Source organism: Streptomyces sp. T028 (assembly GCF_048159505.1).
Lineage (GTDB): Bacteria > Actinomycetota > Actinomycetes > Streptomycetales > Streptomycetaceae > Streptomyces.
This window is the reverse complement of sequence record NZ_JBLRVZ010000029.1, coordinates 1-24834: the sequence shown is the minus strand read 5'-3', so window position 1 is coordinate 24834 and position 24834 is coordinate 1. Positions and strand designations below refer to the sequence as shown.

Genomic DNA, 24834 nt, shown 5'->3' with positions numbered 1-24834 from the left:
GCCGAATATACGGAGGGTGAGCGCTGATCGCTTCTGAGTCACCTCCCACAGTGCGGGCGTTAGTCCATTCGTGCAACACGAGCGCACTCCGAGGTGATTGAAGATCCAACAAGACGCTGGGTGGCGGCGCGTGCACCATGAGTGAAACATTCGTCGAGCCCGAAAGGTGACTGCGTCATGCTGCTACCGGCCAAGACCGAGGTCGCCAGGCAGTTGCGGCGGTACCGGGCGTGGGAGCGCGTGATGCTCGCGTCCCCGGCCGACCGCGCGGTGCGGGCCACCTTCGAGGACTCGGGCTACACCCTGTGTGTGCTCATGGGAAAGCGCTGCGCGCGCGAGGCCGCGGACGCGGCGGAGCGGTATCTGCGCACCACCCTCGCCGTCTACCTGCAGGAGCAGGACGCTCGGCCGCGGCCGAGCGGGGCCGTACGTCGCGGGGGCAGGGCGGTGGCCCGGCTCTCCGCGGCGGCGCTGTGACGGCGGGCCCGTTCCGGTCCGGGAACGGGAGCCGGGCGGCGGGCCCGGCGCACCACACGACGACAGGCCCGGCTGCGGACCGGACGGACGACCCGGCGCAGAACCGCGCGGCCGATCCGGCCGTTAGCCCGGCCATGAGCACAACGAAGGTGAGACGAATGAGCCCGACCCCTGTCATCGGCCGGATCCCGGTCCGCGACGTGCGGCCCGTGGTGGAGGGCGGCAGACGCCCGGCCAAGGCGGTCCCGGGGGAGAGCTTCCAGGTGACGGCGACCGTGTTCCGGGAGGGCCATGACGCGGTGGCCGCCAACGTGGTCCTGCGCGGGCCCAAGGGCCGGCGCGGTCCGTGGACGCCGATGCGTGAACTCGCCCCGGGCAGCGACCGCCTGGGCGCCGAGGTCACCGCGGACGCGCCGGGCCGCTGGACCTACGCCGTCGAGGCCTGGAGCGACCCGGTGACCACCTGGCGCCGGACGGCGGGCATCAAGGTCCCGGCCGGTATCGACGTGGGGCTGGTCCTGGAGGAGGGCGCCCGACTCCACGAGCGCGCCGCTGCCGGAGTGCCGAAGGGCCGGGCCCGTACGACGGTCCTGAAGGCGGCTCGGGCCCTGGGCGACGACTCGCTGCCGGTCGCGACCCGGCTGGCGGCGGCACTGACTCCGGAGGTGGACACGGTCCTCGCCCGGTATCCGCTGCGCGAACTGGTCACCGTCTCCGAGCCGTTGCCGCTGCTGGTCGAGCGCGAGCGCGCCCTGTACGGCTCCTGGTACGAGTTCTTCCCCCGCTCCGAGGGCACTCCCGAGCAGCCCCACGGCACCTTCCGCACCGCCGCGAGGCGGCTGCCCGCCATCGCCGCCATGGGCTTCGACGTCATCTACCTCCCCCCGATCCACCCCATCGGCACCACCTTCCGCAAGGGCCGCAACAACACCCTGCACGCCACCCCCGACGACGTCGGCGTCCCCTGGGCCATCGGCTCCCCCGAAGGCGGCCACGACAGCGTCCACCCCGACCTCGGCACCCTCGACGACTTCACCTGGTTCGTCGAACAGGCCCGCACCCTCGGCCTGGAGACCGCCCTCGACTTCGCCCTGCAGTGCTCCCCCGACCACCCCTGGGTCCACAAACACCCCGAGTGGTTCCACCACCGCCCCGACGGCACCATCGCCCACGCCGAGAACCCCCCCAAGAAGTACCAGGACATCTACCCCATCGCCTTCGACACCGACCTCGACGGCCTGACCACCGAGACCCTCCGCGTCCTGCGCCACTGGATGACCCACGGCGTACGCATCTTCCGCGTCGACAACCCCCACACCAAACCGGTCCTCTTCTGGGAACGCGTCATCGCCGACATCAACCGCACCGACCCCGACGTCATCTTCCTGGCCGAGGCCTTCACCCGCCCCGCGATGATGCACACCCTCGCCCAGATCGGCTTCCAGCAGTCCTACACCTACTTCACCTGGCGCAACACCAAACAGGAACTGACCGAGTACCTCACCGACCTCTCGGGGGACACCGCCTCCTACATGCGGCCCAACCTCTTCACCAACACCCCCGACATCCTCCACGCCTACCTCCAGCACGGCGGCAAGCCCGCCTTCGCCGTCCGCGCCGTCCTCGCCGCCACCCTCTCCCCCACCTGGGGCATCTACAGCGGCTACGAACTCTGCGAGAACACCCCCCTGCGCCCCGGCAGCGAGGAATACCTCGACTCCGAGAAATACCAGCTCAGGCCACGCGACTGGGACACCCCCGACACGCTGGCGCCCCTCATCACCCGCCTCAACGAGATCCGGCGGAACCATCCTGCGCTGCACCACCTCAGGAACCTGCGCTTCCACCACGCGGACAACGACTCCGTCCTCGTCTACAGCAAGCGCACGGGGGCGGACACGGTGATCGTCGTCGTCAACCTCGACCCCCACCACACCCAGGAGGCCACGGTCTCGCTGGACCTGTCCCAACTCGGCCCGGACCAGCAGGCGTTCCTGTCGGTGCACGACGAGCTGACGGGTGAGACCTACGCCTGGGGCCGCAGCAACTACGTGCGCCTGGAGCCCGGCACGAGGCCGGCCCACGTGTTCCACGTCCGGTGACCCGCACCGCAGATCGGAGGCCCCAGACCGCCATGACCGTCAACTCACCCGTTCCGGACACGTTCGAGGACACCCCCGCGAAGGACCGCGACCCCGACTGGTTCAAGCGCGCCGTCTTCTACGAGGTCCTCGTCCGCTCCTTCCAGGACAGCGACGGCGACGGCGTCGGCGACCTCAAAGGCCTCACCGCCAGACTCGACTATCTCCAGTGGCTCGGTGTCGACTGTCTCTGGCTCCCGCCCTTCTTCAAGTCCCCGCTCCGCGACGGCGGGTACGACGTCTCCGACTACACCTCCGTCCTCCCCGAATTCGGCGACCTCGCCGACTTCGTGGAATTCGTCGACCACGCCCACCAACGCGGTATGCGCGTGATCATCGACTTCGTCATGAACCACACCAGCGACCAGCACCCGTGGTTCCAGGAGTCGAGAAAGGACCCCGACGGGCCCTACGGCGACTACTACATGTGGGCCGACGACGACAAACAGTACGGCGACGCCCGCATCATCTTCGTCGACACCGAGGTCTCCAACTGGACCTTCGACCCCGTCCGCAAGCAGTACTTCTTCCACCGCTTCTTCTCCCACCAACCGGACCTCAACTACGAGAACCCGGCCGTCCAGGAGGAGGTCCTGGCCGCTCTCCGCTTCTGGCTGGACCTCGGCATCGACGGGTTCCGGCTGGACGCGGTGCCGTACCTGTACGCGGCCGAGGACACGAACTGCGAGAACCTGCCCGCCACCCACGCGTTCCTCAAGCGGGTGCGCCACGAGATCGACGCGATGTATCCGGACACGGTGATCCTGGCGGAGGCCAACCAGTGGCCCGAGGACGTCGTCGACTACTTCGGCGACTACGCCTCCGGCGGCGACGAATGCCACATGGCGTTCCACTTCCCCGTCATGCCGCGCATCTTCATGGCCGTCCGCCGGGAATCCCGCCACCCCGTCTCCGAAATCCTCGCGAAAACCCCGGCCATTCCCTCCAGCTGCCAGTGGGGCATCTTCCTCCGCAACCACGACGAGCTCACCCTCGAAATGGTCACGGACGAGGAACGCGACTACATGTACGCGGAATACGCCAAAGACCCGCGGATGCGCGCCAACATCGGCATCCGGCGCAGGCTCGCTCCCCTCCTGGACAACGACCGCAACCAGATCGAACTGTTCACCGCCCTGCTGCTCTCACTCCCCGGCTCGCCGATCCTCTACTACGGCGACGAGATCGGCATGGGCGACAACATCTGGCTCGGCGACCGCGACGCCGTCCGCACCCCGATGCAGTGGACACCGGACCGCAACGCCGGCTTCTCGTCCTGCGACCCGGGACGGCTCTGTCTGCCGACCATCATGGACCCCGTCTACGGCTACCAGGTCACCAACGTCGAGGCGTCGATGGCCGATCCGTCCTCGCTGCTGCACTGGACGCGCCGGATGATCGAGATCCGCAAGCAGAACCCCGCCTTCGGGCTCGGCACGTTCACCGAGCTGCAGTCCTCGAATCCGGCCGTTCTCGCGTTCCTGCGCGAATATGAGGACGACCTGGTGCTGTGTGTGCACAACTTCTCGCGTTTCGCCCAGCCCACCGAACTCGACCTGCGCCGTTTCGACGGACGCCATCCCGTCGAGCTGTTCGGCGGGGTGCGCTTCCCGGCCATCGGCGAGCTGCCGTACCTGCTCACGCTGGCCGGGCACGGCTTCTACTGGTTCCGGCTCGCCCGAGCCGCGGCCCGGGTCGGCCGACGCCTGTGAGCGTGCGCCGAGGAAAGGATGGGTCACCGTGACGAAGACCGCCCCGCTCAGGCCGAGCGCCGCGAACGCCTTCCGCTCCGGGGGGCCGCTCGTCGCGCTGTTGCGCGAGTGGCTGCCCCGACAGCGCTGGTTCGCCGGGAAGGACCGGCCGCTCACCGATCTGCGCATGCTGTCGATGACGGAGTTGTACCCGGGATGTCTCCATCTGCTCGTGCACGCCGGCCAGTCCGGGGTGCCGACCCCGGGCGGCACTCCCCCGGCCGGTGACTGCTACCAGCTGCTCCTCGGTCTGCAGGAGCATCTGTCGCCGCGGCTCGGCCGGGCCCTCATCGGACGGGTCGAGGACGGTCCGCTGGCCGGGCTCACGGTCCATGACGCGCTGCAGGACCCCCGGTCGGCGCAACTGCTCCTGGAGCGGATGCGGCACCCGGGCCCGCTCGGTCCGCTGTGCTTCGAGTCGGATCCGTCGGTGTCGCTGCCCGCCGGGCTCGCGCCGCGGCTGCTGGAGGCCGAGCAGTCCAACACCTCGCTGGTGTACGGCGACGCGTACATCCTGAAGATCTTCCGGCGTATCCAGCCGGGGGTGAACCCGGATCTGGAGGTGCCGGTGGCGCTGGCCGGGCAGGGGTGCGGGCGGGTCCCCGCGCCGGTGGCCTGGTTCCGCACCACGCATCCCCAGGAGGCCACCCTCGGGGTGCTACAGCCGTTCCTGCCCGACGCGGCGGACGGCTGGACACTGGCGTTGCAGGCGCTGGCCCGGGGCGAGGAGTTCACGGCGGAGGCCGAGGAGCTGGGCCGGGCGACGGCCGACGTCCACCTGGCGCTCGCGGCGGCCCTGCCGGCCGGTCCGGACGCGGAGGACGGGCGTACGGCGGCGGCGATGACGGAGCGCCTGGAGGCGGCGGCGCACCACGTGCCGGCGCTGCGGCCGTTCGTCCCGGGTCTGACCACCGCGTTCGCCTCGCTCGCCGTCTGCGACCAGGGGCCGCCCGCCCAACGCATCCACGGCGATCTGCACCTGGGGCAGGTGCTGCGGGCCGGGCGGGACTGGTTCGTCATCGACTTCGAGGGCGAGCCGTCCCGGCCGCTGGCCGAGCGGCGGCTCGCCCACTCCCCGGTCCGGGACATCGCCGGCATGCTGCGCTCCTTCGACTACGCGGCCCGCCAGCGGCGGCCCTGGCGGCCGGAGTGGGCGCGGCGCTGCCGGGAGGCCTACTGCGCGGGCTACGCGGCCCGGGCGGGCTGGGATCCGCGCAAGAAGCACGCGCTTCTGCGTGCCTATGAGACGGATCGCGCCGTTTACGAAGTGCTGTACGAGGCCCGTAACCGGCCCGACTGGCTACCCGTACCCATGGCGGCGATCGAACGTCTCGCCGTCCGAGGAGGCTGACCCCATGGCCCTGCGCGACACCGCTCCCCCCGAGGCCGCCGGTCCCCGGCCGCTCGCGGCGCCCGCGCTCGACGCCGCCGACCGAGCACGCCTGCTGTCGGGCGCCCACCACGACCCGCACGCCCTGCTGGGCGCCCACCCGGTACCGGGTGGCGTACTGTTCCGCGCGCTGCGGCCCTTCGCCGACTCGGTGAGCGTGCTGGTCGACGGCGCGGCGACCCCGCTCGCCTCGGAGGAGGACGGCCTCTTCGCCGCCGTACTGCCGCTCGAGGAGGTGCCCGCGTACACGCTGCTGGTGTCGTACGACGGCGATTCGCGCGCGGTGGAGGACCCGTACCGGTTCCTTCCGGCGCTCGGCGACCTCGATCTGCATCTCGTGCGGGAGGGCCGGCACGAGGCGTTGTGGCGGGCGCTGGGCGCCGAGCCGATGACCCACCAGGGGGTGGCCGGCACCCGGTTCACGGTATGGGCGCCGAACGCCCAGGGGGTGCGGGTGGCGGGTGACTTCTGCTGCTGGGACGGGACCGCGTTCCCGATGCGGTCGCTCGGCGCGGCCGGGGTGTGGGAGCTGTTCCTGCCCGGTATCGGTGAGGGCACCCGGTACAAGTTCGAGATCACCTCGCGGCACGGCGGCCGCTTCCTGAAGGCCGACCCGATGGCGCGGCAGGCGGAGGTCCCGCCGGACACGGCGTCGATCGTGCACGCCTCGCACCACGAGTGGGGCGACGCGGAGTGGATGGCGCACCGGGGTGACGTCCCGGTGCACCGGGCGCCGTTCTCGGTCTACGAGGTCCATCTGCCGTCCTGGCGCCCGGGGCTGACGTACCGGCAGCTGGCCGAGGAGCTTCCTGCGTACGTCACCGACCTCGGTTTCACGCATGTGGAGTTCATGCCGGTCGCCCACCACCCCTTCGCCGGTTCCTGGGGCTACCAGGTCACCGGTTTCTACGCGCCGACGGCCCGGCTCGGCACACCGGACGACTTCAGGTACCTGGTGGACGCCCTGCACCGGGCCGGTGTCGGGGTGATCGTGGACTGGGTGCCGGCGCACTTCCCCAAGGACGACTGGGCGCTGGCCCGGTTCGACGGGGATCCGCTATACGAGCCCGGGGACGCGCGGCGGGCCGAGCACCCGGACTGGGGGACGTTCGAGTTCGACTACGCGCGGACCGAGGTGCGCAACTTCCTGGTCGCCAACGCCACTTACTGGTGCGAGGAGTTCCATGTCGACGGGCTGCGCGTGGACGCCGTCGCCTCGATGCTCTACCTGGACTACTCGCGGGACTGCGGGCAGTGGGAGCCGAACGTCTTCGGCGGGAACGAGGACCTGGCCGCGAAGGCGTTCCTTCAGGAGATGAACGCCACCGTGTACCGGCGGAACCCAGGGGTTGTCACGATCGCGGAGGAGTCGACCGCCTGGAGCGGGGTGACCCGGCCGACCGACGGCGGCGGGCTGGGCTTCGGCCTGAAGTGGAACATGGGCTGGATGCACGACTCGCTGCAGTACATGGCGAAGGAACCGGTGCACCGCAAGTACCACCACAACGAGATGACCTTCTCGATGGTGTACGCGTACAGCGAGAACTACGTGCTGCCGATCTCCCACGACGAGGTGGTGCACGGCAAGCAGGCGCTGGTGTCGAAGATGCCCGGCGACTGGTGGCAGCGGCGGGCGAACCACCGGGCGTATCTGGGGTTCATGTGGGCCCATCCCGGCAAGCAGCTGTTGTTCATGGGGCAGGAGTTCGCGCAGGGGGCCGAGTGGTCCGAGGCACACGGTCCGGAGTGGTGGCTGCTCGACCCCGAGTACGCGTCCGCGGGCGATCACCGGGGCGTACGGGACCTGGTGCGTGACCTGAACACGCTGTACCGGGCGACGCCGGCGCTGTGGGAGCGCGACACCGACCCGGGCGGGTTCCGGTGGGTGCTCGGGGACGCGGCCGACGACAACGTCTTCGCGTTCCTGCGGTACGGCGCGGACGGCACCGGCGGCACTCCGCTGCTCGCGGTGAGCAACTTCTCGCCGGTCGTCCGCCACGACCACCTCCTGTCCGTTCCCGGCGACGCGCCGGTGTGGGAGGAGGTCCTCAACACCGACGCGGCACGGTACGGCGGCGGTGACGTCGTCCACGCCGATCCGGTCAAGGCGGCGAACGGGGAGCTGGTGCTCACGCTGCCACCGCTGGCCACGGTGTGGCTGCGGCCGTCGTCCATGTGAGGAAACATGTCAGGGGGCAGTCGGGAGAAAGGCCGCATCGCGTGCGCACCGTCGGAGTGGAGGAGGAGCTCCTCCTGGTCGACCCGGAGACCGGGGAGCCCAGGGCGCTGTCCGCCGCGGTCCTCGCCCGCGCCGCGCGGTTCGAGGAGGCGGAGGAGGAGCCCGTCTTCCAGAAGGAACTGCACAACCAGATGGTCGAGTTCGCCACCCATCCCCAGTCGGGGATGGGTGACCTGGGCGCGGAGATCGTCCGGATCCGCGCGGAGGCGGCCCAGCACGCGCGGGAGGCGGGCTGCGCGGTCGCCGCCCTCGCCACCTCCCCGCTGGCGGTGCGCCCGTCCGTGAGCATCGGGCAGCGCTACCGGTGGATGGCGGACCAGTACCGCATCGCGACACGTGAGCAGATCGTGTGCGGCTGTCACGTGCACGTCTCGGTCGACTCCGACGAGGAGGGGGTCGCGATCATCGACCGGCTCCGGCCGTGGCTGTCCGTGCTGACCGCGCTGAGCGCCAACTCCCCGTTCTGGCAGGGCCGTGAGACGGGGTACAGCAGTTATCGCAGCCGGGTGTGGCTGCGCTGGCCGTCGGCCGGTCCGACCGAGCTGTTCGGGTCGGCCGAGCGCTACCACGGGCGGGTGGCGGACATGCTGGCCACGGGGACGATCCTCGACGAGAAGATGGTCTACTTCGACGCCCGGCTGTCGGCCCGCTGGCCGACCGTGGAGGTGCGGGTGGCGGACGTCTGTCTGCACGCGGAGACCGCCGTCCTCGTCGCCACGTTGGCGCGCGCCCTCGTGGAGACGGCCGCCCGTGACTGGGAGGCCGGGAAGGAGCCGGTGGACCACAGCGTCAGCCTGCTGCGGCTGGCCGACTGGCGGGCCGCCCGTTCCGGGCTGACGGGGGACCTGGTGGATCCCCTGACCATGCGGCACGCGCCCGCCGAGACCGTCGTACGGGCGCTGCTGGAGCATGTCGAGGACGCGCTCACGGACAGCGGGGACCTGGAGCGGGCCCGGGAGTCGTGCGCCGGGCTATTGCGCAACGGCAACGGGTCGCAGGTGCAGCAGGAGGTGTTCGAGCGTACGGGCAGCCTGCGCGAGGTCGTCACCACCTGCGTGCGGCAGACGCAGACCTGAGGCAGCTTGGCTGATTTCCGTCTGCTCCCTCCGACAAGCCCGTGTCACCGACGCTCATCACTTAGTCCGTTCCCGGCCACAACCGGTCTCACCTGGGCTACATTCGCCAGCGTCGATAACAGTTCTCGTCGACGGGGTCACCCTTCGTACATGTCAGGAGCAGCGTATGCGCGACTTCGCTGTCGCTCCCTCATCCGTTTCGCCCCTGACCGCAGGGCTCGCCGACAGCGTTTTCGAGACAGCGGCCCGCACCCCCACGCTCGCCGTCCTGGCCCGCCGCCGTGAGCCCGGCTCCGCCACCTGGGAAGAGGTGACGGCCGTCGAGCTGCGCGACGAGGTGGTGGACCTCGCGAAGGGGTTCGTGGCGTCCGGGATCTCCCCCGGCCACCGTGTCGCGATCATGGCGCGCACCCGGTACGAGTGGACCGTCCTCAGTTACGCGCTGTGGGCCGTGGGCGCCGAGGTGGTGCCCGTGTACCCGACCTCCTCGCGGGACCAGGTCGAGTGGATCCTGCGGGACTCGGCCTGTGTGGGCGTGGTCGTCGAGGACGAGCAGAGCGTCATGACCGTGGGGTCGGTGTGCGCGACGCTGCCCCGGCTGCGTCATGTGTGGCAGCTGGACACGGGGGCGCTGGCGGAGCTGGGGCGGCGCGGTGAGTACGTCCCGCTGACCACCGTGGACTCGCTGCGCCGGATCGTGCTGCCCGACTCCACCGCGGTGATCGCGTACACCTCGGGCACCTCGGGCCGTCCCCTCGGCTGCGCGCTGAGCCATCGCAGCCTGGCCAGCCCCTGCGACACGCTGCTCGCGGGCTGGGGGCACACGGCGGCGCCCGCCGGGGAGCAGGCCTCCGTCCTCGCGTTCCTGCCCTTCTCCCATGTGTACGGGCTGATGATCCAGGGGCTGTGCCTGCGCGGGGGCATCCTGATGGGGCACGAGCCCGACCTGGGCGCGGCGTCGCTCTCGGCGGCGCTGCAGTCCTTCCGGCCGACGTATCTGTACGCGGTCCCGTCGGTGTTCGAGAAGATCTACAAGAATTTCCTGCGGGTGGCCCAGGAGTCGGGGCGCGGGGCGCTGTTCGAGCGGGCGGCCGGGACCGCGCGGGACTTCGCGGCGGCCGTCGAACGGCAGCGGCTGGGCCGCGGTTCCGGGCCCGGTTTCGACCTGCGCCTGCAGCACGCGCTCTTCGAGCGGACGGTGTACCGCAGGCTCCGCGCGGCCCTCGGCGGCCGAGTCCACCGCGCCACCTCGGGCGGCTCCCCGCTCCACCGCGATCTGTCCCTGTTCTACGAGGGCATCGGGGTGTACGTACACGACGGGTACGGGCTGACCGAGACCAGCGGCGGGGTCACCATGCAGCCGCTGGGCCGGGAGAAGTCGGGGACGGTCGGGCAGGCCCTGCCGGGCACGGACATCCGGGTGGCGGACGACAGGGAGATCCTGGTGCGCGGCCCGTCGGTGTTCCAGGGCTACGTCAACGACGACGCCGCGACCCGAGCGGCGCTGCGCGGTGGCTGGCTGGCCACGGGCGACCTGGGCTTCCTGGACAACGACGGCTATCTCACCATCACCGGCCGCAAGAAGGACGTCATCATCACCAGCAGCGGCAAGAGCGTGGCACCGGCCGCGCTGGAGCAGCGGCTGCGGATGCATCCGCTCGTCCACCAGGCGGTCGTCGTGGGCGACAACCGGCCCTGCGTGGGCGCGCTGATCACCCTGGACCCCGAGTTCCTGGCGCACTGGCGCGGAAACCTGACGCTGTACGGGGAGGGGCGCGAGGCCCGCGAGGAGAACGCGCTGCGGGAGGAGATCGCCCGGGCCGTGGCGGCGGCCAACAGCACGGTGTCCCGCTCGGAGTCGATCCGCGCGTTCCGTATCCTGCCCCAGCCCTTCGACCAGACGAACGGTCTGCTGACCCCGTCGATGAAGCTGCGCCGCGACTCGATCGTGCGGCACTACGCGGCGGAGATCGAGGCGATGTATCAGGCGAGGGCCCGCCTGCCCCGGCAGAACGCGCCGGAGGAGATCCTGAGCTGGGACGACGCGGACGACGTGTTCCGCTGACCGGCGCGGGCGCGTAGGGCGGGTCGGCCCGGGAACCCAGTGAGTGGTGACCCGAGAGATCCGTACGAGAGAGGACGACGGCCCCGGCCTCCACGGGGCCGCATCGAGGACATGGCGATCGACCCGCGCGGCGACGACTTCCCGGCCTCCTCGGCCGTGTCGGGCCGTACCGTGCGTTTCGCGGGCGAGCCGCACGACGTGACGGGCGCGCGGCTGGCGGCCGAGGAATTCCTCGACGCGCTCGCGGAGGTCTCGCCGCCGTCCGCGCCGGAGTGCTGGCACGACATCGTGCTGATCGTCACGGAACTGGCCTCCAACGCCGTCCGGTTCGCGCCGGGCCCGTTCGAGCTGGGGCTGCGGCCGACCTTCGACGGGGTGCATGTCACGCTGCACGACACGAGTGCCGTGGTGCCCTTCCCACGGCCGTTCCGGCCGAGAAGCGGGGGCGGCGGCATCGGCTGGTATCTGGTCCAGGCGCTGTGCACGCAGGTCAGCGTGGTTCCGGACGGGGTGGGCAAGGAGGTTCACGTCTTCCTGCCGTGGTGAGGCGGGCCGTAGCCTCTGCAGGGGGCATCGGCCCCGGCGGGCGTACACGGCGCTTGCGCGGGGTACCACGGGAGCCTCAGAAGAAACGTTCATCTACATGCCTCGCCCGGCTGGCGGCACCGGTCCGGGCGCGGTGGGATCGATCGGGTGCGAAAGGCTCGCGGGAGGGCACGCGTATGACGGCGGGCAGACCGCAGGGAGCCGCAGAAAGGGATGGACACCGTGACACGACCCAGGATCCTGGTGGTGGGAGCGGGCTTCGCCGGAGTGGAATGCGTTCGACGTCTGGAACGCAGGCTCGCCGGCTCGGAAGCCGAGATCACTCTGGTGACGCCGTTCGCCTACCAGCTCTATCTGCCGCTGCTGCCGCAGGTCGCCTCCGGGGTGCTGACACCCCAGTCGATCGCCCTGTCCCTGCGCCGCAGCAAGAAGTACCGCACCCGGATCATCCCGGGCGGCGCCATCGGAGTGGACCTGAAGTCGAAGGTCTGCGTCATCCGCACGATCACCGACGAGATCGTGAACGAGCCGTACGACTACATCGTGCTGGCTCCCGGCAGTGTGACCCGCACCCTCGACATCCCGGGGCTGACCGAGCACGCCTTCGGCATGAAGACGCTCGCCGAGGCCGCGTACATCCGTGACCACGTCATCTCCCAGCTCGACCTCGCCGACGCCAGCCACGACCCCGCCGAGCGGGCCTCCCGGCTGCAGTTCGTGGTCGTGGGCGGCGGCTACGCCGGCACCGAGACCGCCGCTTGTCTGCAGCTGCTCACCCACAACGCGGTCAAGCGCTATCCGCGGCTGGACCCGAACCTGATCAAGTGGCATCTCATCGACATCGCCCCCAAGTTGATGCCGGAGCTCGGCGACAAGCTGGGCCGCAGCGCGCAGGACATCCTGCGCAGGCGCGGCATCGACATCTCGCTGGGCGTCTCCATCGCCAAGGCGGGCCCGGAGGAGGTCACCTTCACCGACGGCCGGGTGATCCCGACCCGCACGCTGATCTGGACGGCCGGGGTGGCGGCGAGCCCGCTGATCGCCACGCTCGGCGCGGAGACCGTGCGCGGACGGCTCGCGGTCACCGCGAACATGGACCTGCCGGGACACGACGGGGTGTTCGCCCTCGGCGACGCGGCCGCCGTACCGGACGAGGTGAAGGACGACCCGGACGCGATCTGCCCGCCGACCGCGCAGCACGCCATGCGGCAGGGGAAGGTGGTCGCCGACAACGTCATCGCGACCCTGCGCGGGCAGTCGACGCGGCCGTACGTGCACAAGGACCTCGGTCTGGTCGTCGACCTCGGCGGCACCGACGCCGTGTCCAAGCCGCTCGGCATCGAGCTGCGGGGGCTGCCCGCGCAGGCCGTGGCGCGCGGCTACCACTGGTCGGCGCTGCGCACGGGCGTGGCCAAGGCGCGGGTGCTGACGAACTGGACGCTGAACGCGGTCGCGGGCGACGATTTCGTGCGCACCGGGTTCCAGGCGCGCAGGGCCGCCAGGCTGAAGGACTTCGAGCACACGGACGCCTATCTGACACCCGAGCAGATCCGAGCGCACGTCGAGGGCCCTGGTTCCGGGTCCGGGTGACGCCAGCGGGGGTGAGTGCGGCGGCCCGGTGACGGGACCGGGCCGCCGCGTCCGATCCGGGGCTGCTGCGGCCCGCGGCGGGCTGCGGACGGTGGCCGCGATCTCGCTCACGCCGGCCGTGCTCGCGTTGCTCGGAGCGGACGTCCAGCATCTGGTCGCGGGGGCCATCGCGGCGATGGTCGCCACCTTCGCCATCCGGGGGAAGCAGCGGCCCCGGCAGGCGGTCACGCTGGCGCTGCGGGGCTGCGGCACCCGACCACCCGGGCCGTGGTGCAGGTCGCCGTCTGCGCGTCGCCGGCCACGGTGGGCGGCGAGCTGCTGTCCACGCACCCGTGGTACTGGGCGGTGCTGACCTGCTGGATCGTGTTCCTCAACACCGAGTCCACCGGGGAGATCCTGGTCCGGGGCTACCGTCGGCTGTCGACCAGCTCGGCGGCAGGCCGCCGGCCGACCTGCTGGACCGGCCCCGGACCTGGACCGGGCGCCGGCGGAGCTGAGGGCGGCCAACCAGCCGCTGACGCACTCCGGTGACCCCGCTCAGGACCCGGCGGGACACGGCGCGGTACGTGGTCGCGCTGCTGGAGATCTGCGCGTACCACGCCCGGTCACTGGCGGCGACCGCGGAACAGCTGCCCACGCATCCGTCGATCGCGGCGCATCCCCGGCTGCGCGGGGCCGGGCAGCGGATCCTGCATGACATCGGAGCGATCGCCGCCCGGGTCGCCGAGGAGCCCGCCGCGGCCAAGGTGCTCACCGGGCCGGGCATCGCGGCGCTGCTGAAGCCGGGCGGGCTCGGCACGCCGCGCTGCGGCCGGGTCACCGGGTCACCGGGTCACCGGGTCACCGACCGGGTGCTGCGGCATCTGCAACGGCTGGACGAGGCGGTGCTCGGGCTGGCGCGCCCCGGGGGTAGCGGTCGCACGGCCGAGGTGGGCCGGCGGTCGGCGGCGGTCGGTCAGAAGTCGGTGGGCAGGTCGCTCGCGGCGGCGATGCCGCGCAGTTCCTCCGTGTCGTGCTGCCGCTGCCGGATGCAGCCGGCGATCTCGGCGAGGCGGGCGGGGTCCTCGGCGGTGGCCGCGTCGGTGACCACCCGGATCGGACCGGTGTCGTCCACGTGGATCTCGATCAGCTGGTTGTCCAGGCGGCCGGTGAGTGCGGTGGCGATGACCAGGGCGGCCTCGTCCCGGATCTCCTGGGGCAGCTCGTCGCTGTCGTCCGGGTCCAGGGCGAAGTCGAGACTCTCGGGGGGCTGTTCGTCCAGGGCGCGCAACGCCGGGGTGACGATCCTCAGCAACAGCCTGTAGTCCTCGTCGTCCATGCGCAGGCGCAGGAGGTCGAGGTACATGTCGACGGGCCGTGCGTCCGGCGGGAACTCGGATTCGTTCATGTGCTCCGGGTTCCCCGGCAACCGCGTGTCAGACCTCGCGCCTCCGGCCCAGCGCGTGCGGATCCTGTGCCGGGCGGCGCGCGGGGCGGTCGGAGGCACCGTTGCGGCAGGCCCTGCCGGAGACGCGGACGGCCCCGCGGGCGGGCTCGGTGAACACCGGGCCACTCCTCCGTCAGCCCGGTGTGCCGCTCTCCGCCCAGACGTCCGGTGACGCGCGGTCGACAGTCTGCACAGTGCCCGTGTCGGTGCCGACCACGGCGAGCGTCCGGCTCAGTACGGCAGCCGGCACCGCACCTCGGCTGCGGCGGGCCGGGGCGGGGCATCATGACGTTGCGCCGCTGCGAGGTGCGCCGCGCCGGCGGCCGCTGCTCCGGCACGCCTGTCCCGGCCGCCCGTCGCCGCGCGTGCGGGGGTTCAGGCCCCGCCGTCGTAGCGGCGCCGCCCCATGGCCTCCTCGCGGACCCGCTCACAGCTGCGGTTGATGAGGCGGGAGACGTGCATCTGGGAGATGCCCAGCCGGTCGGCGATCCGGCTCTGGGTCATGTCCTCGAAGAACCGCATGTAGAGGATGGCGCGTTCGCGTTCGGGCAGGCTGCGCAGGCCCTGCTTGGCGGACTCGCGGTCGACGACGGTGTCGTACGAGGCGTCCGGGCCGCCCAGCCTGTCGGCGAGGCTGTATCCGTCGTCGCCGGAGGGCGGTTCGGCGTCCAGCGACAGCGTGCTGAAGCTCTCCAGGGCCTCCAGACCGGCACCGACCTCGCTCTCGGTCAGGCCCGTGCGGGCGGCGAGGTCGGCGACCGAGGGCTCGGGGGAGCCCGGGTTCTGGATGAGTTCGCGGCGGGCGATCCGTACCTTGTTGCGCAGTTCCTGGACCCGGCGGGGGACGCGCAGCGCCCACATCCGGTCCCGGAAGTGCCGCTTGATCTCACCGGTGATGGTGGGCACGGCGTAGCTCTCGAACGCGCCGCGCCCGGGGTCGAAGCGGTCGACGGCCTTGACCAGGCCGAGCGCGGCGACCTGCCGCAGGTCCTCGACGGCCTCGCCGCGGTCGCGGAACCGGCCGGCGATGCGGTGGGCCATGGGCAGCCAGGCGGTGACGATCTCGTCGCGCACGGCACCCCGTTCGGGCCCCGCCTCCAGACTGTTCAGCCGCGCGAACTGGTGGGCGGTGTCAGGGGCGTCGTCGTGGGTCCGCCGGGTCCGGGCCGTGGAGCGGGCGGATGCTGCGGGACTGCTTGTCGACATGTCGATTAGCATGCGAAATCGGCTCCTGAACGGTCGTCTCGGGGATTGACCACGGGGAGGGCCGCCGCCGGACACGGCTTCTCAGAACACGGGGACCACGGCGGTGATGCGCTTGCCCCCGGAGGGCAGGCCGGACACCCGTACGTCCTGGGCGAGCCGGCAGACGATCGGCCAGCCCCGGCCGCCGGTGCGGGTCCGCCCGCGTTCGTCGAGCGGGTCGACGGTCACCGGCCACCGGTCGCTGCGGTCGCTCACGGAGACCCGTACGGCGTGTCCGTCGAGGTCCACGTCGTACGCGGTGACACCGCCGCCGTGGAGGATCGCGTTGGTGGCGAGTTCCGAGGCGACGAGCAGCGCGTCGGTGAGGGCCTCCTCGTCGTACCGGCGGCCGCCGCCCCGGCACCGCTCGGCCACCGCCCGGCGTACGGCCCCGCGGACGTCGGCGGGCATGCAGGGGCGCGCTCCGGCATCCGGACCGGGCCCGCCCTGTGGGTCGAGTACGTCCGCGCGGTCGGTCGAGTCGTTGACACGCATCCTTTCGCTCCCCTGGCCATTCCCGCACGGGTGGATGTGCGGATGGATGTGCGGATGGAACAAGGGGCCGCCGGCCCTCTCTCTTCGGCTGGCCGCCCCGGCGGACTCCAAACATGCGGGGCGCGGAAAGTGGTCGGAGCGGCCGTCGGGGGGTACATATCAGGCATGGCCGATGTCGTGGACTCGGGCGAACTGCTGCGTCGCATCCAGCGCGCGAGGGCCTGCGCGCGGGAGGAACTGCGGACCTGGCGGGCCCGGAGCGGGGAACTGGAGCGGGCCGATCCGGACGCGGCGCACGAAGCGCGGGTGCGGGGTCTGGCGTACGAGGCGGTGCTCCGGGTTCTGGACGAGATAGTGACTCCGGGCCGGGCCGGTGTGCAGCACTGACCGGGCGAAGTGAAACGGGTCACGTGACCGGGTTCCGGTTACGCGAAATCTCCGTGGATGGTTTACGGTTCATCCATAGGCGGTGAGCGAGGTCGAGCAGCAGCCTCCTTCGCACACCATCCTTGACGGCCCTGGCTGGCTTCCCCCGTCCAGCCAGGGCTTTTTCCTGCCCTTCTGTCGAAAGTCACCTCCGCCGAGGTGCCCGGTCGGCCGGCAGCGGCTGAAATGGGCTGTGGAGAAAGCACCGCGACCGATCGCCCGGCGAGGAGCACCGCGCCATGACCAAAGCGACCAAACTGCTGACCGCCCTCCCCCCGCCCCAGCGCCTGCGCCTGATGGAGCTCGCCCGGGAGGTCTCGTTCCCCGAGGACGCCCGGATCTTCGAGGCGGGCGGCCGGGCCGACCGTTTCTGGGTCATCCGCTCCGGAGCGGTCTCCCTCGTCCAGCCGGTGACCTCGGTGCAACGGGTCACCGTCGCGAGCCTCGGCGCCGGTGATCTGCTCGGCTGGTCCTGGCTGTTCCCGCCGTACCAGTGGGACTTCGGCGCCGAGGCGTTCAGCCCGGTCCGCGCCTACGAGTTCGATGCGCAGCCGGTGCTGAAACTGTGCGAGGAGGATCCGGCGCTCGGGGTGACGCTCGTGCGGATCGTGGCCGAGATCCTCGCCCACCGGCTGGAGATGACCCGGGGCCGCCTGCTGGAGCAGTACGGGCCATACCGGCGCGGGGCGCGGTAGCCCTCCCACGGGGGCGCCCCCGATGCGCCGGACGCCGCGGCGGTACGGCAGCCGTCAGACGCGGTAGCGGCGCAGCGCCGGTACCGCGGTGGCCAGGGCCAGCATGACCGCCACGACCAGCAGGCCGCCGCCCGCGACCGCCGCGCGCGGGCCGAAGGCTGCGCCGGCGGTACCGTGCAGGACGTCGGCGAGCCGCGGTCCGCCCGCGACGACGACCGTGAAGACGCCCTGCATCCGGCCGCGCATCTCGTCGGTGGCGGCGGACAGCAGAATCGAGGTGCGGAAGACCATCGACACCATGTCGGCGACACCGGCCGCGGCCAGGAACACCACCGCGAGCCACAGACTCGTACTCAGCCCGGACCCGGTGATCGCGGCGCCCCAGGCGACGACCGCGCCGATCACCATCCAGCCGTGCCGGCGGGCCCGCGAGAACGTCCCCGAGAACAGTCCGCCCAGCACCGCGCCGACGGGGATCGCCGCGAACAGCAGACCGAGGGCGAGTCCCTCGCCGTAGGAGCCGTACGTCCGGTCGGCGAGCTGCGGGAAGAGCGCGCGGGGCATGCCGAAGACCATGGCGACGACATCGGCGAGGAAGGACAGCAGCAGCACCTTGTGCCCGGCCATGTAGCGGAAGCCCTCGGCGATCTCGCGCACGCCGGCCCGCTTGGCCGTGGTGGTGGCGAGCGGCGGCAGCGAGGGCAGGCGGACGACGGCCCACAGGGTCACGCACAGGGCGAGGGCGTCGAGCAGGTACAGCTCGGGCAGGCCGATCACGGGGATCAGGGCGCCCGCCAGCAGCGGGCCCGCGACCAGGCCGGTCTGCATGACCGTGGAGCCGAGGGCGTTCGCGGCGGCGAGTTCCTCCGCCGGGACCAGGCGGGCGACGGAGGCGTTGCGGGCGGGCGCGTTGAGGCCGAAGAACGCCTGCTGGGCGGCGAGCAGCGCCATCAGGACGGCCACCGAGTCCAGGCCGGAGACCGCCTGGAGCCAGAACAGCACCGAGGTGACGGCGATCCCGCTGTTGGTGATCAGCATCAGCCTGCGCCGGTCCATGGTGTCGGCGACCGCGCCGCCCCACAGCGCGAACAGCACCATCGGCACCAGCCCGGCGAGGCTGGCGTAGCCGACCCAGGCGGAGGACCCGGTGATGTCGTAGATCTGCTTGGGCACGGCGACGGCCGTCAGCTGGCTGCCGACGGCCGTGACGATGGTCGAGGACCACAGTCTGCGGTAGGCGGGGCGGCGCAGGGGGCGGGTGTCCATCGCCCAGCGGCGCCAGCCGCGTCGGCGTGCGTCCTCGGTCGTCGGGCCGTCACCGACAGTCGGGCTGTCACCGGTACTCGGGCCGTCGTCGGTACCGGCCTCGGGTGCGGTGCTGCTGCTCTCGCTGGTGTCCACGCGCGTCCTGGTTGCTCGCTACCACTTTCGGGTCGGGGGCCACTCTTGCAGCAGCACCTGTGGTTACGCCGCCCTTTTGGACATGCGATCTCACATCGCGGACTCAGGCGCCCGTGAGGAGCAGCACCCCGAGGGTGATCATCGTGGCGGCGACCAGACCGTCCAGGACACGCCAGGCGGCTGGCCGGGTCAGGAAGCGGCCGAGCAGCCGGGCGCCGAAGCCCAGGGCGGCGAACCAGCACAGGCTGGCGAAGGCGGCGCCGAGGCCGAAGGTCCAGCGCAGCGGGCCGCGGTCGGCGGCGATGGAGCCGAGCAGGAAGACGGTGTCGAGGTAGACGTGCGGATTGAGCCAGGTCAGCGCGAGGCAGGTGAGCACGGCCCGGCGGCGTGAGCCGGCCGCCTCCCCGTCCGTGCGCAGCGCGTCGGTGCCGGGCCGGATCACCCGGCGGGCCGCCAGCAGCCCGTAACCCAGCAGGAACGCGCCCCCGACCCAGCCGACCACGGTCAGGGCCTCCGGCCAGGCCACCACCAGGGCGCCCACGCCGCCCACGCCGAAGGCGATGAGGACGGCGTCGGACAGGGCGCAGATCCCGACGACGGCGAGGACGGCGTCGCGGCGGATCCCCTGCCGCAGGACGAAGGCGTTCTGGGCGCCGATGGCGACGATGAGCGAGAGACCGGTACCGAAGCCTGCGGCCGCGGCGGCGAGTGCGGTGGACATGGCCTCCACGCTAAGGAGACGATCACCGTCCGTACAGCTAAAGATTTTTACGTACCATTAGCGTTCGTGATGACGTCATGATGATCGACCTCCCTCTGGAGCAGGTGCGGACGCTGCTGGCCGTGGTGGACGAGGGCACCTTCGACGCGGCGGCGGCCGTCCTGCATGTGACGCCGTCCGCGGTCAGTCAGCGCGTCAAGGCGCTGGAGCAGCGCACGGGCCGGGTCCTGCTGCTGCGCACCAAGCCGGTGCGGCCGACGGAGTCCGGTGAGATCGTCGTCCGGTTCGCCCGGCAGTTGGCCCGGCTGGAACGCGACACGCGGTCCGAGCTGGGCATGAGCGGGGCCGGTGAGCCGACGCGGGTGACGGTCGCGGTGAACGCGGACTCGCTGGCGACCTGGTTCCTGTCCGCCTTGACCCGGGTGCCGCAGGACCCGCCGCTCTGCTTCGAACTCCACCGGGAGGACGAGACCCGGACGGCGGAGCTGCTGCGGGAGGGGCTCGTCATGGCCGCGGTCACCTCGTCGCCGGAGGCCGTGACCGGCTGCTCGGTGCGCGCGCTGGGCACGATGCGCTATCTGGCGGCCGCCAGCCCCGAGTTCGCGGCCCGCCACCTCGCGGACGGCCCGCTCCACGAGACGCTGGCGCGGGCTCCCGTGATGACCTTCGACCGCAGCGACGACCTCCAGGACGCGTTCCTGCGCGGGCTGCGGCGCGGCGCCGTTGGCGCGGGTCCGGTACGACACGCCGTGCCGACCTCGGAGGGTTTCGTGGCCGCGGTCGCCGCCGGGTTCGGCTGGGGCATGGTCCCCGAGGCCCAGGCCGGCACCCTGCTGGACACCGGCCGCCTGATCCCCCTGGCCCCCGACCGCCCACTGGACGTCCCGCTGTACTGGCAGCAGTGGAAGCTCGACTCGCCCGCCCTGGCGGCGGTGGCCGCGGCGGTGGTGCAGGAGGCGGCGGAGACGTTGAGGGGGTGAGCCCGGACAAAGGCTCAGGAGTTGAGCCTGGACAAAGGCTCAGGAGTTGAGCCCGGCCAACGTCCCCGCCGCGCTGTCCAGCAGCATCTCCAGGGCCGTCGGGTAGGCGCTGGTGACCATGTGGGACGCCAGGAGGGGGGCCGCCTCGGCGATGCGGGGGTGGGTGGCTGCGGGGAGCCGGGCGTAGGTCGAGGCCCACTTCGCGTCGTCGGCGCGCTGGGAGGCCCGGGGCAGCGCGAGGGACGCCGCGTCCAGGGCGGCGAAGGCCAGGGTCTGGTCGATGAAGGCGTGGTAGATGCGGACCGTCTCCGGGAGCGGGAAGCCGGCGGTGCGCAGGACGTCCAGGACGGCCTCGTCGGCGGCCAGTTCGTTGGCCCGGCCGGTGACCCGGCTCGCGGTGAGCTGCGCCGCCTGCGGATGGGCGACGTACGCGGCGTAAATGCGCAGCCCGATCGCGTGCAGGTCGGCCCGCCACCGTCCCGTCGGCGTCCAGCCGCGCAGCGCCTCGCCGATCAGCGCGTCACCGATGGCCAGGGTCAGCTCGTCCATCCCCCGGAAGTAGCGGTACAGGGTACTGGGGTCGCAGTCCAGGGCGAGGCCGAGCCGGCGGGCGGTCAGCCCGCCGCTGCCGTGCTCGCGCAGCATCCGCAGCGCGGCCTCGACGATCAGCCGCTCGGACAGCACGGTGCCGCTCCTGGTGGGCCTGCGCCGCCGCCGCTTCTCCTCCGGTACGACCGTCTTCGGCATCGTCGGTCGCCTCTCCGTGCTTGTCCGTGGCCCTTATGCCAACGCCATTGACCTTACGGCAGGGGAAGGCGTTGTATCGCGGACAGGGCCCCTTCCTTCGCAGACCTTCGACCTTCTTCCGCAGACCTCGACCGAGGGAGTTCTCCTCATGCGTGTCCTGCTCGTGGGTGCCGGCGGTGTGGGTACCGCCGTCACCCGGATCGCCGCACGGCGTCCGTTCTTCGAGGCGATGGTGGTCGCCGACCACGACCCCGCCCGCGCCTCGGCCGCCGTCGCCGCGCTCGACGGCGACGACCGGTTCACCGCCGAGCGCGTCGACGCGGGCGACGAGGCCGCCGTGGCCGCGCTGCTCGCCCGGCACCGCTGCGACGTGCTCCTGAACGCCACCGACCCGCGCTTCGTGATGCCCCTGTTCCGTGCGGCACGCACCGTCGGCGCCACCTATGTCGACATGGCGATGTCCCTGTCCCGGCCGCACCCGGAGCGGCCCTACGAGGAGTGCGGGGTCAAGCTCGGCGACGCGCAGTTCGCGCAGGCCGGGGACTGGGCGGAGGCGGGCGCTCTCGCTCTGGTCGGCATGGGCGTGGAGCCGGGCCTGTCGGACGTGTTCGCGCGGTACGCCGCCGACGAACTCTTCGACGAGATCGAGGAGATCGGCATCCGGGACGGCGCGAACCTCACCGTCGACGGCGCGGACTTCGCGCCCTCCTTCAACATCTGGACCACGATCGAGGAGTGCCTGAACCCCCCGGTGGTCTATGAGGCGGGCCGCGGCTGGTACACCACCGAGCCGTTCAGCGAACCCGAGGTGTTCGACTTCCCCGAGGGCATCGGCCCGGTCGAGTGCGTGAACGTGGAGCACGAGGAGGTGCTGCTCGTCCCGCGCTGGGTGGACGCCCGCCGGGTCACCTTCAAGTACGGCCTGGGCCGCGAGTTCGTCGACACGCTGAAGACGCTGCACAAACTGGAGCTGGACCGCACCACGCCGGTGACCGTGCCGAGCGCGGCGGGACCGGTGCCGGTCTCGCCCCGGGACGTCGTCGCCGCCTGTCTGCCCGACCCGGCGACGCTGGGCGAGCGCATGCACGGCAAGACCTGCGCCGGCACCTGGGTGCGGGGCGTGAAGGACGGCGCGCCGCGCGAGGTGTACCTGTACCACGTGGTCGACAACCAGTGGTCCATGGCCGAGTACGGCAGCCAGGCCGTGGTGTGGCAGACGGCCGTCAACCCGGTCGTCGCCCTGGAGCTCCTCGCCACCGGCGCCTGGTCCGGCCGGGGCGTCCTCGGCCCCGAGGCGTTCCCCGCCCGCCCCTTCCTCGACCTGCTCACGGCGTACGGCTCACCGTGGGGCCTGCGGGAGCAGTGAGCCGCGCCGGACCGGGGCCAGGCGGCGCGCCCGGGCATGCCGCGGTTACGAGGGGCGCGCCGCCCCGGCCGTCACGGGGTGCTGGGCTTGCCCGGCTGGTACAGCCATGTGTGGAAGAGGGCACCGAGGTCCTTTCCTGACTCCCGCTCCGCGAGGCGCTCCAACTGGGCGGTGGTGCCGTGGCCGTAGCGGTGCTGCTGCGCCCAGGCGCGCAGGACGCGGAGGAAGACCCGGTCGCCGACCTCGCCTCGCAGGGCCTGCAGGGCCATGGCGCCGCGGGCGTAGACGGGCGTGCCGAAGATGTTGGCGCCGCTGCCGGGGTTGCCGGGCGGGAACGCCCACAGGCTGTCGGTGGCGGGGGTGGCGTACAGCGTGTCGAATGCCTTCTGGGCGCTGTCACCGCCGTGCTGCTCGGAGTACAGCCACTCGGCGTAGGTGGCGAAGCCCTCGTTGAGCCAGATGTCCTTCCAGGACGTCAGCGAGACGGAGTCGCCGAACCACTGGTGGGCGCTCTCGTGGACGAGCGTGCTCAGGTCGGGTGCGCTGTCGTACACCGGACGGGTCTGGGTCTCCAGGGCGTAGCCGACGTTGGGCGCGTGGTCGACGATGGAACCGGCGGCGCGGTACGGGTAGGGCCCGAACAGCCTGCTCTCCCACTCCAGTACGGACGGCAGCTTCTTCAGCACGGACGCGGCGGCGTTGGCCTCGCGCGGGTCGACGGCGTCGTACACCTTGGTGCCGTCGCGGGTCGTGTACTGCTTGACCTGGAACGTTCCTACCGTCGCGGTGGCGAGGTAGGCGGCCATGGGTTCCTTCTGGCGCCAGTGGAAGGTGGTCTTGCCGTTCCGGGTCCGCTGTCCGAGCAGGATGCCGTTGGAGACGGCGGTGCGGCCCTTGGGGACGGTGATCGTGACGTCGTACGACGACTTGTCGAGGGGGTGGTTGTTGGCCGGGAACCAGGTCATGGCGCCCTGCGGTTCCCCGGCGACGAAGGCGCCGTCGTCTGTGGGGATCCAGCCGTCGAGGGAGCCGTCGGGGTCGGTGACCGGGCCGGGCTTGCCCTGGTAGGTGACGGTGACGCGGAAGGACTGGCCCTTGCGCAGGGGGCGGGCGGGGGTGACGACGAGTTCCTGGCCGTCGCGCCGGTGGGCGGCGGTGCGGTGATCGACCGTCAGGCCGGTGATCTTCAGGCCCTTGAGGTCGAGGTCGAAGCGGGTCAGGCGCTGGGTCGCGCGGGCGGTGAGGACGGCCTTGCCGGTGAGGTGACGGCTGGTCGGGTCGTAACCGAGCGTCAGACCGTAGTGGGAGACGTGGTAGCCGCCGTTCCCGGCGAGCGGGAAGTACGGGTCCCCGACGCCGGGGGCGCCCACCGGACCGGCCGCGGTGGCGGGTCCGGCCGCCGTCAACAGGGCCGCCACGGCGACCGGGACGGTGGCGACGACGGCTTCGCGCCGCAGCGGGGCGGGGCGTCTGCGGGGGTGGGTCACGTGCGCTCCTTGGGGGGGTGGCGGGTGAGCGAACGCCCCAAAGACTAGGCAACGCGCTGCCCGGAATCGCCCTCCTCCAGGTCAAACCGCGCGGCGTCACCGGACCGCCGCGGGCAGGCCCTACGCTCGGCGGCATGAGTGTCCGTGTACGCCGTGTCTACGAACCCCCCGAGCCCGAGGACGGGGTGCGTGTCCTCGTCGACCGGCTGTGGCCGCGCGGCCTCACCAAGGACGCGGCGCGGATCGACGAGTGGCCCAAGGCGATGACCCCCTCGACGGAGCTGCGCCGCTGGTACCACGCGGGCGAGACGTCGTACGACGAGTTCGCCCGCCGCTACGAGGCGGAGCTGGCCGCCCCCGAGGCGGCCGAACTCCTCGACCACGTCCGCACGTTGGTCCGCGAGGGCCCGGTCACCCTGCTGACGGCCGCGAAGTCCCCGGAGGAGAGCCACGCGGCCGTACTGCTGGGGTTGCTCGGCTAGGCCCTGTCGTCAAATTCCCGTCGTCGCCCGGAGGGCGGCCACGCGGCGTCAGGTGCGTGCTCTCGGTGTGCCGGGCCCTGACCCTCGT

22 protein-coding genes and 1 pseudogene are annotated in these 24834 nt (G+C 71.9%); 15 read left to right on the top strand and 8 right to left on the bottom strand.

What is annotated here, in order from left to right; genetic code table 11:
• Positions 1-177 precede the first annotated feature (177 nt).
• From ACLZN2_RS26835 to ACLZN2_RS26790, 10 genes and pseudogenes are all read left to right on the top strand, one after another.
• Positions 178-477: a DUF5133 domain-containing protein gene (locus ACLZN2_RS26835; RefSeq protein WP_416981669.1), complete on the top strand. Its 300-nt coding sequence runs from the start codon at positions 178-180 to the stop codon at positions 475-477.
• Between the two features lie 158 nt (positions 478-635).
• Positions 636-2579, top strand: coding sequence for an alpha-1,4-glucan--maltose-1-phosphate maltosyltransferase (locus ACLZN2_RS26830; RefSeq protein ID WP_416981668.1), 1944 nt, complete (start codon positions 636-638; stop codon positions 2577-2579).
• A gap of 32 nt (positions 2580-2611) precedes the next feature.
• Complete coding sequence (treS, locus tag ACLZN2_RS26825) at positions 2612-4330, top strand: maltose alpha-D-glucosyltransferase (RefSeq protein WP_416981666.1); 1719 nt, start codon at positions 2612-2614, stop codon at positions 4328-4330.
• Between the two features lie 28 nt (positions 4331-4358).
• Complete coding sequence (locus tag ACLZN2_RS26820; RefSeq protein WP_416981665.1) at positions 4359-5720, top strand: maltokinase N-terminal cap-like domain-containing protein; 1362 nt, start codon at positions 4359-4361, stop codon at positions 5718-5720.
• Between the two features lie 4 nt (positions 5721-5724).
• Positions 5725-7938, top strand: coding sequence for a 1,4-alpha-glucan branching enzyme (glgB, locus tag ACLZN2_RS26815; protein ID WP_416981664.1), 2214 nt, complete (start codon positions 5725-5727; stop codon positions 7936-7938).
• A 41-nt stretch (positions 7939-7979) separates the two neighbouring features.
• Positions 7980-9074: a glutamate--cysteine ligase gene (locus ACLZN2_RS26810; protein WP_416981663.1), complete on the top strand. Its 1095-nt coding sequence runs from the start codon at positions 7980-7982 to the stop codon at positions 9072-9074.
• Between the two features lie 166 nt (positions 9075-9240).
• Complete coding sequence (locus tag ACLZN2_RS26805) at positions 9241-11139, top strand: AMP-dependent synthetase/ligase (RefSeq protein WP_416981662.1); 1899 nt, start codon at positions 9241-9243, stop codon at positions 11137-11139.
• Positions 11140-11250: 111 nt separating this feature from the next.
• Positions 11251-11685, top strand: a complete 435-nt coding sequence (locus ACLZN2_RS26800; protein WP_416981661.1) for an ATP-binding protein — start codon at positions 11251-11253, stop codon at positions 11683-11685.
• A 213-nt stretch (positions 11686-11898) separates the two neighbouring features.
• Positions 11899-13275 carry an NAD(P)/FAD-dependent oxidoreductase gene (locus tag ACLZN2_RS26795; protein WP_416981659.1) on the top strand — a complete coding sequence of 459 codons (1377 nt, stop codon included), beginning with the start codon at positions 11899-11901 and terminating at the stop codon, positions 13273-13275.
• Positions 13276-13332: 57 nt separating this feature from the next.
• A pseudogene (locus tag ACLZN2_RS26790) lies at positions 13333-14186 on the top strand (hypothetical protein); the annotation flags it as partial.
• 44 nt (positions 14187-14230) lie between these two features.
• On the opposite strand, the gene ACLZN2_RS26785 reads toward ACLZN2_RS26790, so the two are convergent.
• The 4 genes from ACLZN2_RS26785 to ACLZN2_RS26770 form a co-directional block, all read right to left on the bottom strand.
• Positions 14231-14662 carry a hypothetical protein gene (locus tag ACLZN2_RS26785; RefSeq protein WP_416981658.1) on the bottom strand — a complete coding sequence of 144 codons (432 nt, stop codon included), beginning with the start codon at positions 14660-14662 and terminating at the stop codon, positions 14231-14233.
• Between the two features lie 28 nt (positions 14663-14690).
• Positions 14691-14819, bottom strand: a complete 129-nt coding sequence (locus ACLZN2_RS26780; protein ID WP_416981657.1) for a hypothetical protein — start codon at positions 14817-14819, stop codon at positions 14691-14693.
• 257 nt (positions 14820-15076) lie between these two features.
• Complete coding sequence (locus ACLZN2_RS26775) at positions 15077-15919, bottom strand: SigB/SigF/SigG family RNA polymerase sigma factor (protein ID WP_416981655.1); 843 nt, start codon at positions 15917-15919, stop codon at positions 15077-15079.
• A gap of 69 nt (positions 15920-15988) precedes the next feature.
• Positions 15989-16441: an ATP-binding protein gene (locus tag ACLZN2_RS26770; protein ID WP_416981654.1), complete on the bottom strand. Its 453-nt coding sequence runs from the start codon at positions 16439-16441 to the stop codon at positions 15989-15991.
• 165 nt (positions 16442-16606) lie between these two features.
• Here ACLZN2_RS26770 and ACLZN2_RS26765 point away from each other — a divergent pair, with 165 nt between their 5' ends.
• On the top strand, positions 16607-16828 hold the full coding sequence (locus ACLZN2_RS26765; RefSeq protein ID WP_416981653.1) for a hypothetical protein: 222 nt from the start codon (positions 16607-16609) through the stop codon (positions 16826-16828).
• A gap of 278 nt (positions 16829-17106) precedes the next feature.
• Positions 17107-17562 carry a cyclic nucleotide-binding domain-containing protein gene (locus ACLZN2_RS26760; protein WP_416981652.1) on the top strand — a complete coding sequence of 152 codons (456 nt, stop codon included), beginning with the start codon at positions 17107-17109 and terminating at the stop codon, positions 17560-17562.
• Between the two features lie 54 nt (positions 17563-17616).
• On the opposite strand, the gene ACLZN2_RS26755 is transcribed toward ACLZN2_RS26760, so the two are convergent.
• Together ACLZN2_RS26755 and ACLZN2_RS26750 are read right to left on the bottom strand one after the other, a co-directional pair.
• Positions 17617-18963: an MFS transporter gene (locus tag ACLZN2_RS26755; RefSeq protein ID WP_416981650.1), complete on the bottom strand. Its 1347-nt coding sequence runs from the start codon at positions 18961-18963 to the stop codon at positions 17617-17619.
• Positions 18964-19066: 103 nt separating this feature from the next.
• The gene (locus ACLZN2_RS26750) at positions 19067-19684 is read right to left on the bottom strand and encodes a LysE/ArgO family amino acid transporter (protein ID WP_416981649.1); all 618 of its coding nucleotides are present in this window, start codon (positions 19682-19684) and stop codon (positions 19067-19069) included.
• Positions 19685-19761: 77 nt separating this feature from the next.
• Here ACLZN2_RS26750 and ACLZN2_RS26745 point away from each other — a divergent pair, with 77 nt between their 5' ends.
• Positions 19762-20664 carry a LysR family transcriptional regulator ArgP gene (locus ACLZN2_RS26745; protein WP_416981648.1) on the top strand — a complete coding sequence of 301 codons (903 nt, stop codon included), beginning with the start codon at positions 19762-19764 and terminating at the stop codon, positions 20662-20664.
• 39 nt (positions 20665-20703) lie between these two features.
• Here ACLZN2_RS26745 and ACLZN2_RS26740 read toward each other — a convergent pair whose 3' ends face one another.
• Positions 20704-21411 carry a TetR/AcrR family transcriptional regulator gene (locus tag ACLZN2_RS26740; RefSeq protein ID WP_416981646.1) on the bottom strand — a complete coding sequence of 236 codons (708 nt, stop codon included), beginning with the start codon at positions 21409-21411 and terminating at the stop codon, positions 20704-20706.
• Between the two features lie 148 nt (positions 21412-21559).
• On the opposite strand from ACLZN2_RS26740, the gene ACLZN2_RS26735 reads away from it, so the two are divergent.
• Positions 21560-22777 (top strand): saccharopine dehydrogenase family protein, encoded by a 1218-nt coding sequence (locus ACLZN2_RS26735; RefSeq protein WP_416981645.1) that lies wholly within the window; start codon positions 21560-21562, stop codon positions 22775-22777.
• A gap of 71 nt (positions 22778-22848) precedes the next feature.
• On the opposite strand, the gene ACLZN2_RS26730 is transcribed toward ACLZN2_RS26735, so the two are convergent.
• Positions 22849-24264, bottom strand: a complete 1416-nt coding sequence (locus tag ACLZN2_RS26730) for a M1 family metallopeptidase (protein ID WP_416981644.1) — start codon at positions 24262-24264, stop codon at positions 22849-22851.
• A gap of 134 nt (positions 24265-24398) precedes the next feature.
• Here ACLZN2_RS26730 and ACLZN2_RS26725 point away from each other — a divergent pair, with 134 nt between their 5' ends.
• Positions 24399-24746 carry a DUF488 domain-containing protein gene (locus ACLZN2_RS26725; protein WP_416981643.1) on the top strand — a complete coding sequence of 116 codons (348 nt, stop codon included), beginning with the start codon at positions 24399-24401 and terminating at the stop codon, positions 24744-24746.
• Positions 24747-24834: the final 88 nt, after the last annotated feature.

Excerpts from the sequence above, each read along its gene's own strand:
- ACLZN2_RS26835 (WP_416981669.1), top strand. The coding sequence starts at position 178 with ATGCTGCTACCGGCCAAGACCGAGGTCGCCAGGCAGTTGCGGCGGTAC.
- ACLZN2_RS26725 (WP_416981643.1), top strand. The coding sequence starts at position 24,399 with ATGAGTGTCCGTGTACGCCGTGTCTACGAACCCCCCGAGCCCGAGGAC.
- ACLZN2_RS26770 (WP_416981654.1), bottom strand. The coding sequence starts at position 16,441 with ATGCGTGTCAACGACTCGACCGACCGCGCGGACGTACTCGACCCACAG.
- ACLZN2_RS26775 (WP_416981655.1), bottom strand. The coding sequence starts at position 15,919 with ATGCTAATCGACATGTCGACAAGCAGTCCCGCAGCATCCGCCCGCTCC.
- ACLZN2_RS26800 (WP_416981661.1), top strand. The coding sequence starts at position 11,251 with ATGGCGATCGACCCGCGCGGCGACGACTTCCCGGCCTCCTCGGCCGTG.
- ACLZN2_RS26805 (WP_416981662.1), top strand. The coding sequence starts at position 9,241 with ATGCGCGACTTCGCTGTCGCTCCCTCATCCGTTTCGCCCCTGACCGCA.
- ACLZN2_RS26760 (WP_416981652.1), top strand. The coding sequence starts at position 17,107 with ATGACCAAAGCGACCAAACTGCTGACCGCCCTCCCCCCGCCCCAGCGC.
- ACLZN2_RS26745 (WP_416981648.1), top strand. The coding sequence starts at position 19,762 with ATGATGATCGACCTCCCTCTGGAGCAGGTGCGGACGCTGCTGGCCGTG.
- ACLZN2_RS26795 (WP_416981659.1), top strand. The coding sequence starts at position 11,899 with ATGGACACCGTGACACGACCCAGGATCCTGGTGGTGGGAGCGGGCTTC.
- treS (WP_416981666.1), top strand. The coding sequence starts at position 2,612 with ATGACCGTCAACTCACCCGTTCCGGACACGTTCGAGGACACCCCCGCG.
- ACLZN2_RS26785 (WP_416981658.1), bottom strand. The coding sequence starts at position 14,662 with ATGAACGAATCCGAGTTCCCGCCGGACGCACGGCCCGTCGACATGTAC.
- glgB (WP_416981664.1), top strand. The coding sequence starts at position 5,725 with ATGGCCCTGCGCGACACCGCTCCCCCCGAGGCCGCCGGTCCCCGGCCG.
- ACLZN2_RS26830 (WP_416981668.1), top strand. The coding sequence starts at position 636 with ATGAGCCCGACCCCTGTCATCGGCCGGATCCCGGTCCGCGACGTGCGG.
- ACLZN2_RS26735 (WP_416981645.1), top strand. The coding sequence starts at position 21,560 with ATGCGTGTCCTGCTCGTGGGTGCCGGCGGTGTGGGTACCGCCGTCACC.
- ACLZN2_RS26740 (WP_416981646.1), bottom strand. The coding sequence starts at position 21,411 with ATGCCGAAGACGGTCGTACCGGAGGAGAAGCGGCGGCGGCGCAGGCCC.
- ACLZN2_RS26750 (WP_416981649.1), bottom strand. The coding sequence starts at position 19,684 with ATGTCCACCGCACTCGCCGCCGCGGCCGCAGGCTTCGGTACCGGTCTC.
- ACLZN2_RS26765 (WP_416981653.1), top strand. The coding sequence starts at position 16,607 with ATGGCCGATGTCGTGGACTCGGGCGAACTGCTGCGTCGCATCCAGCGC.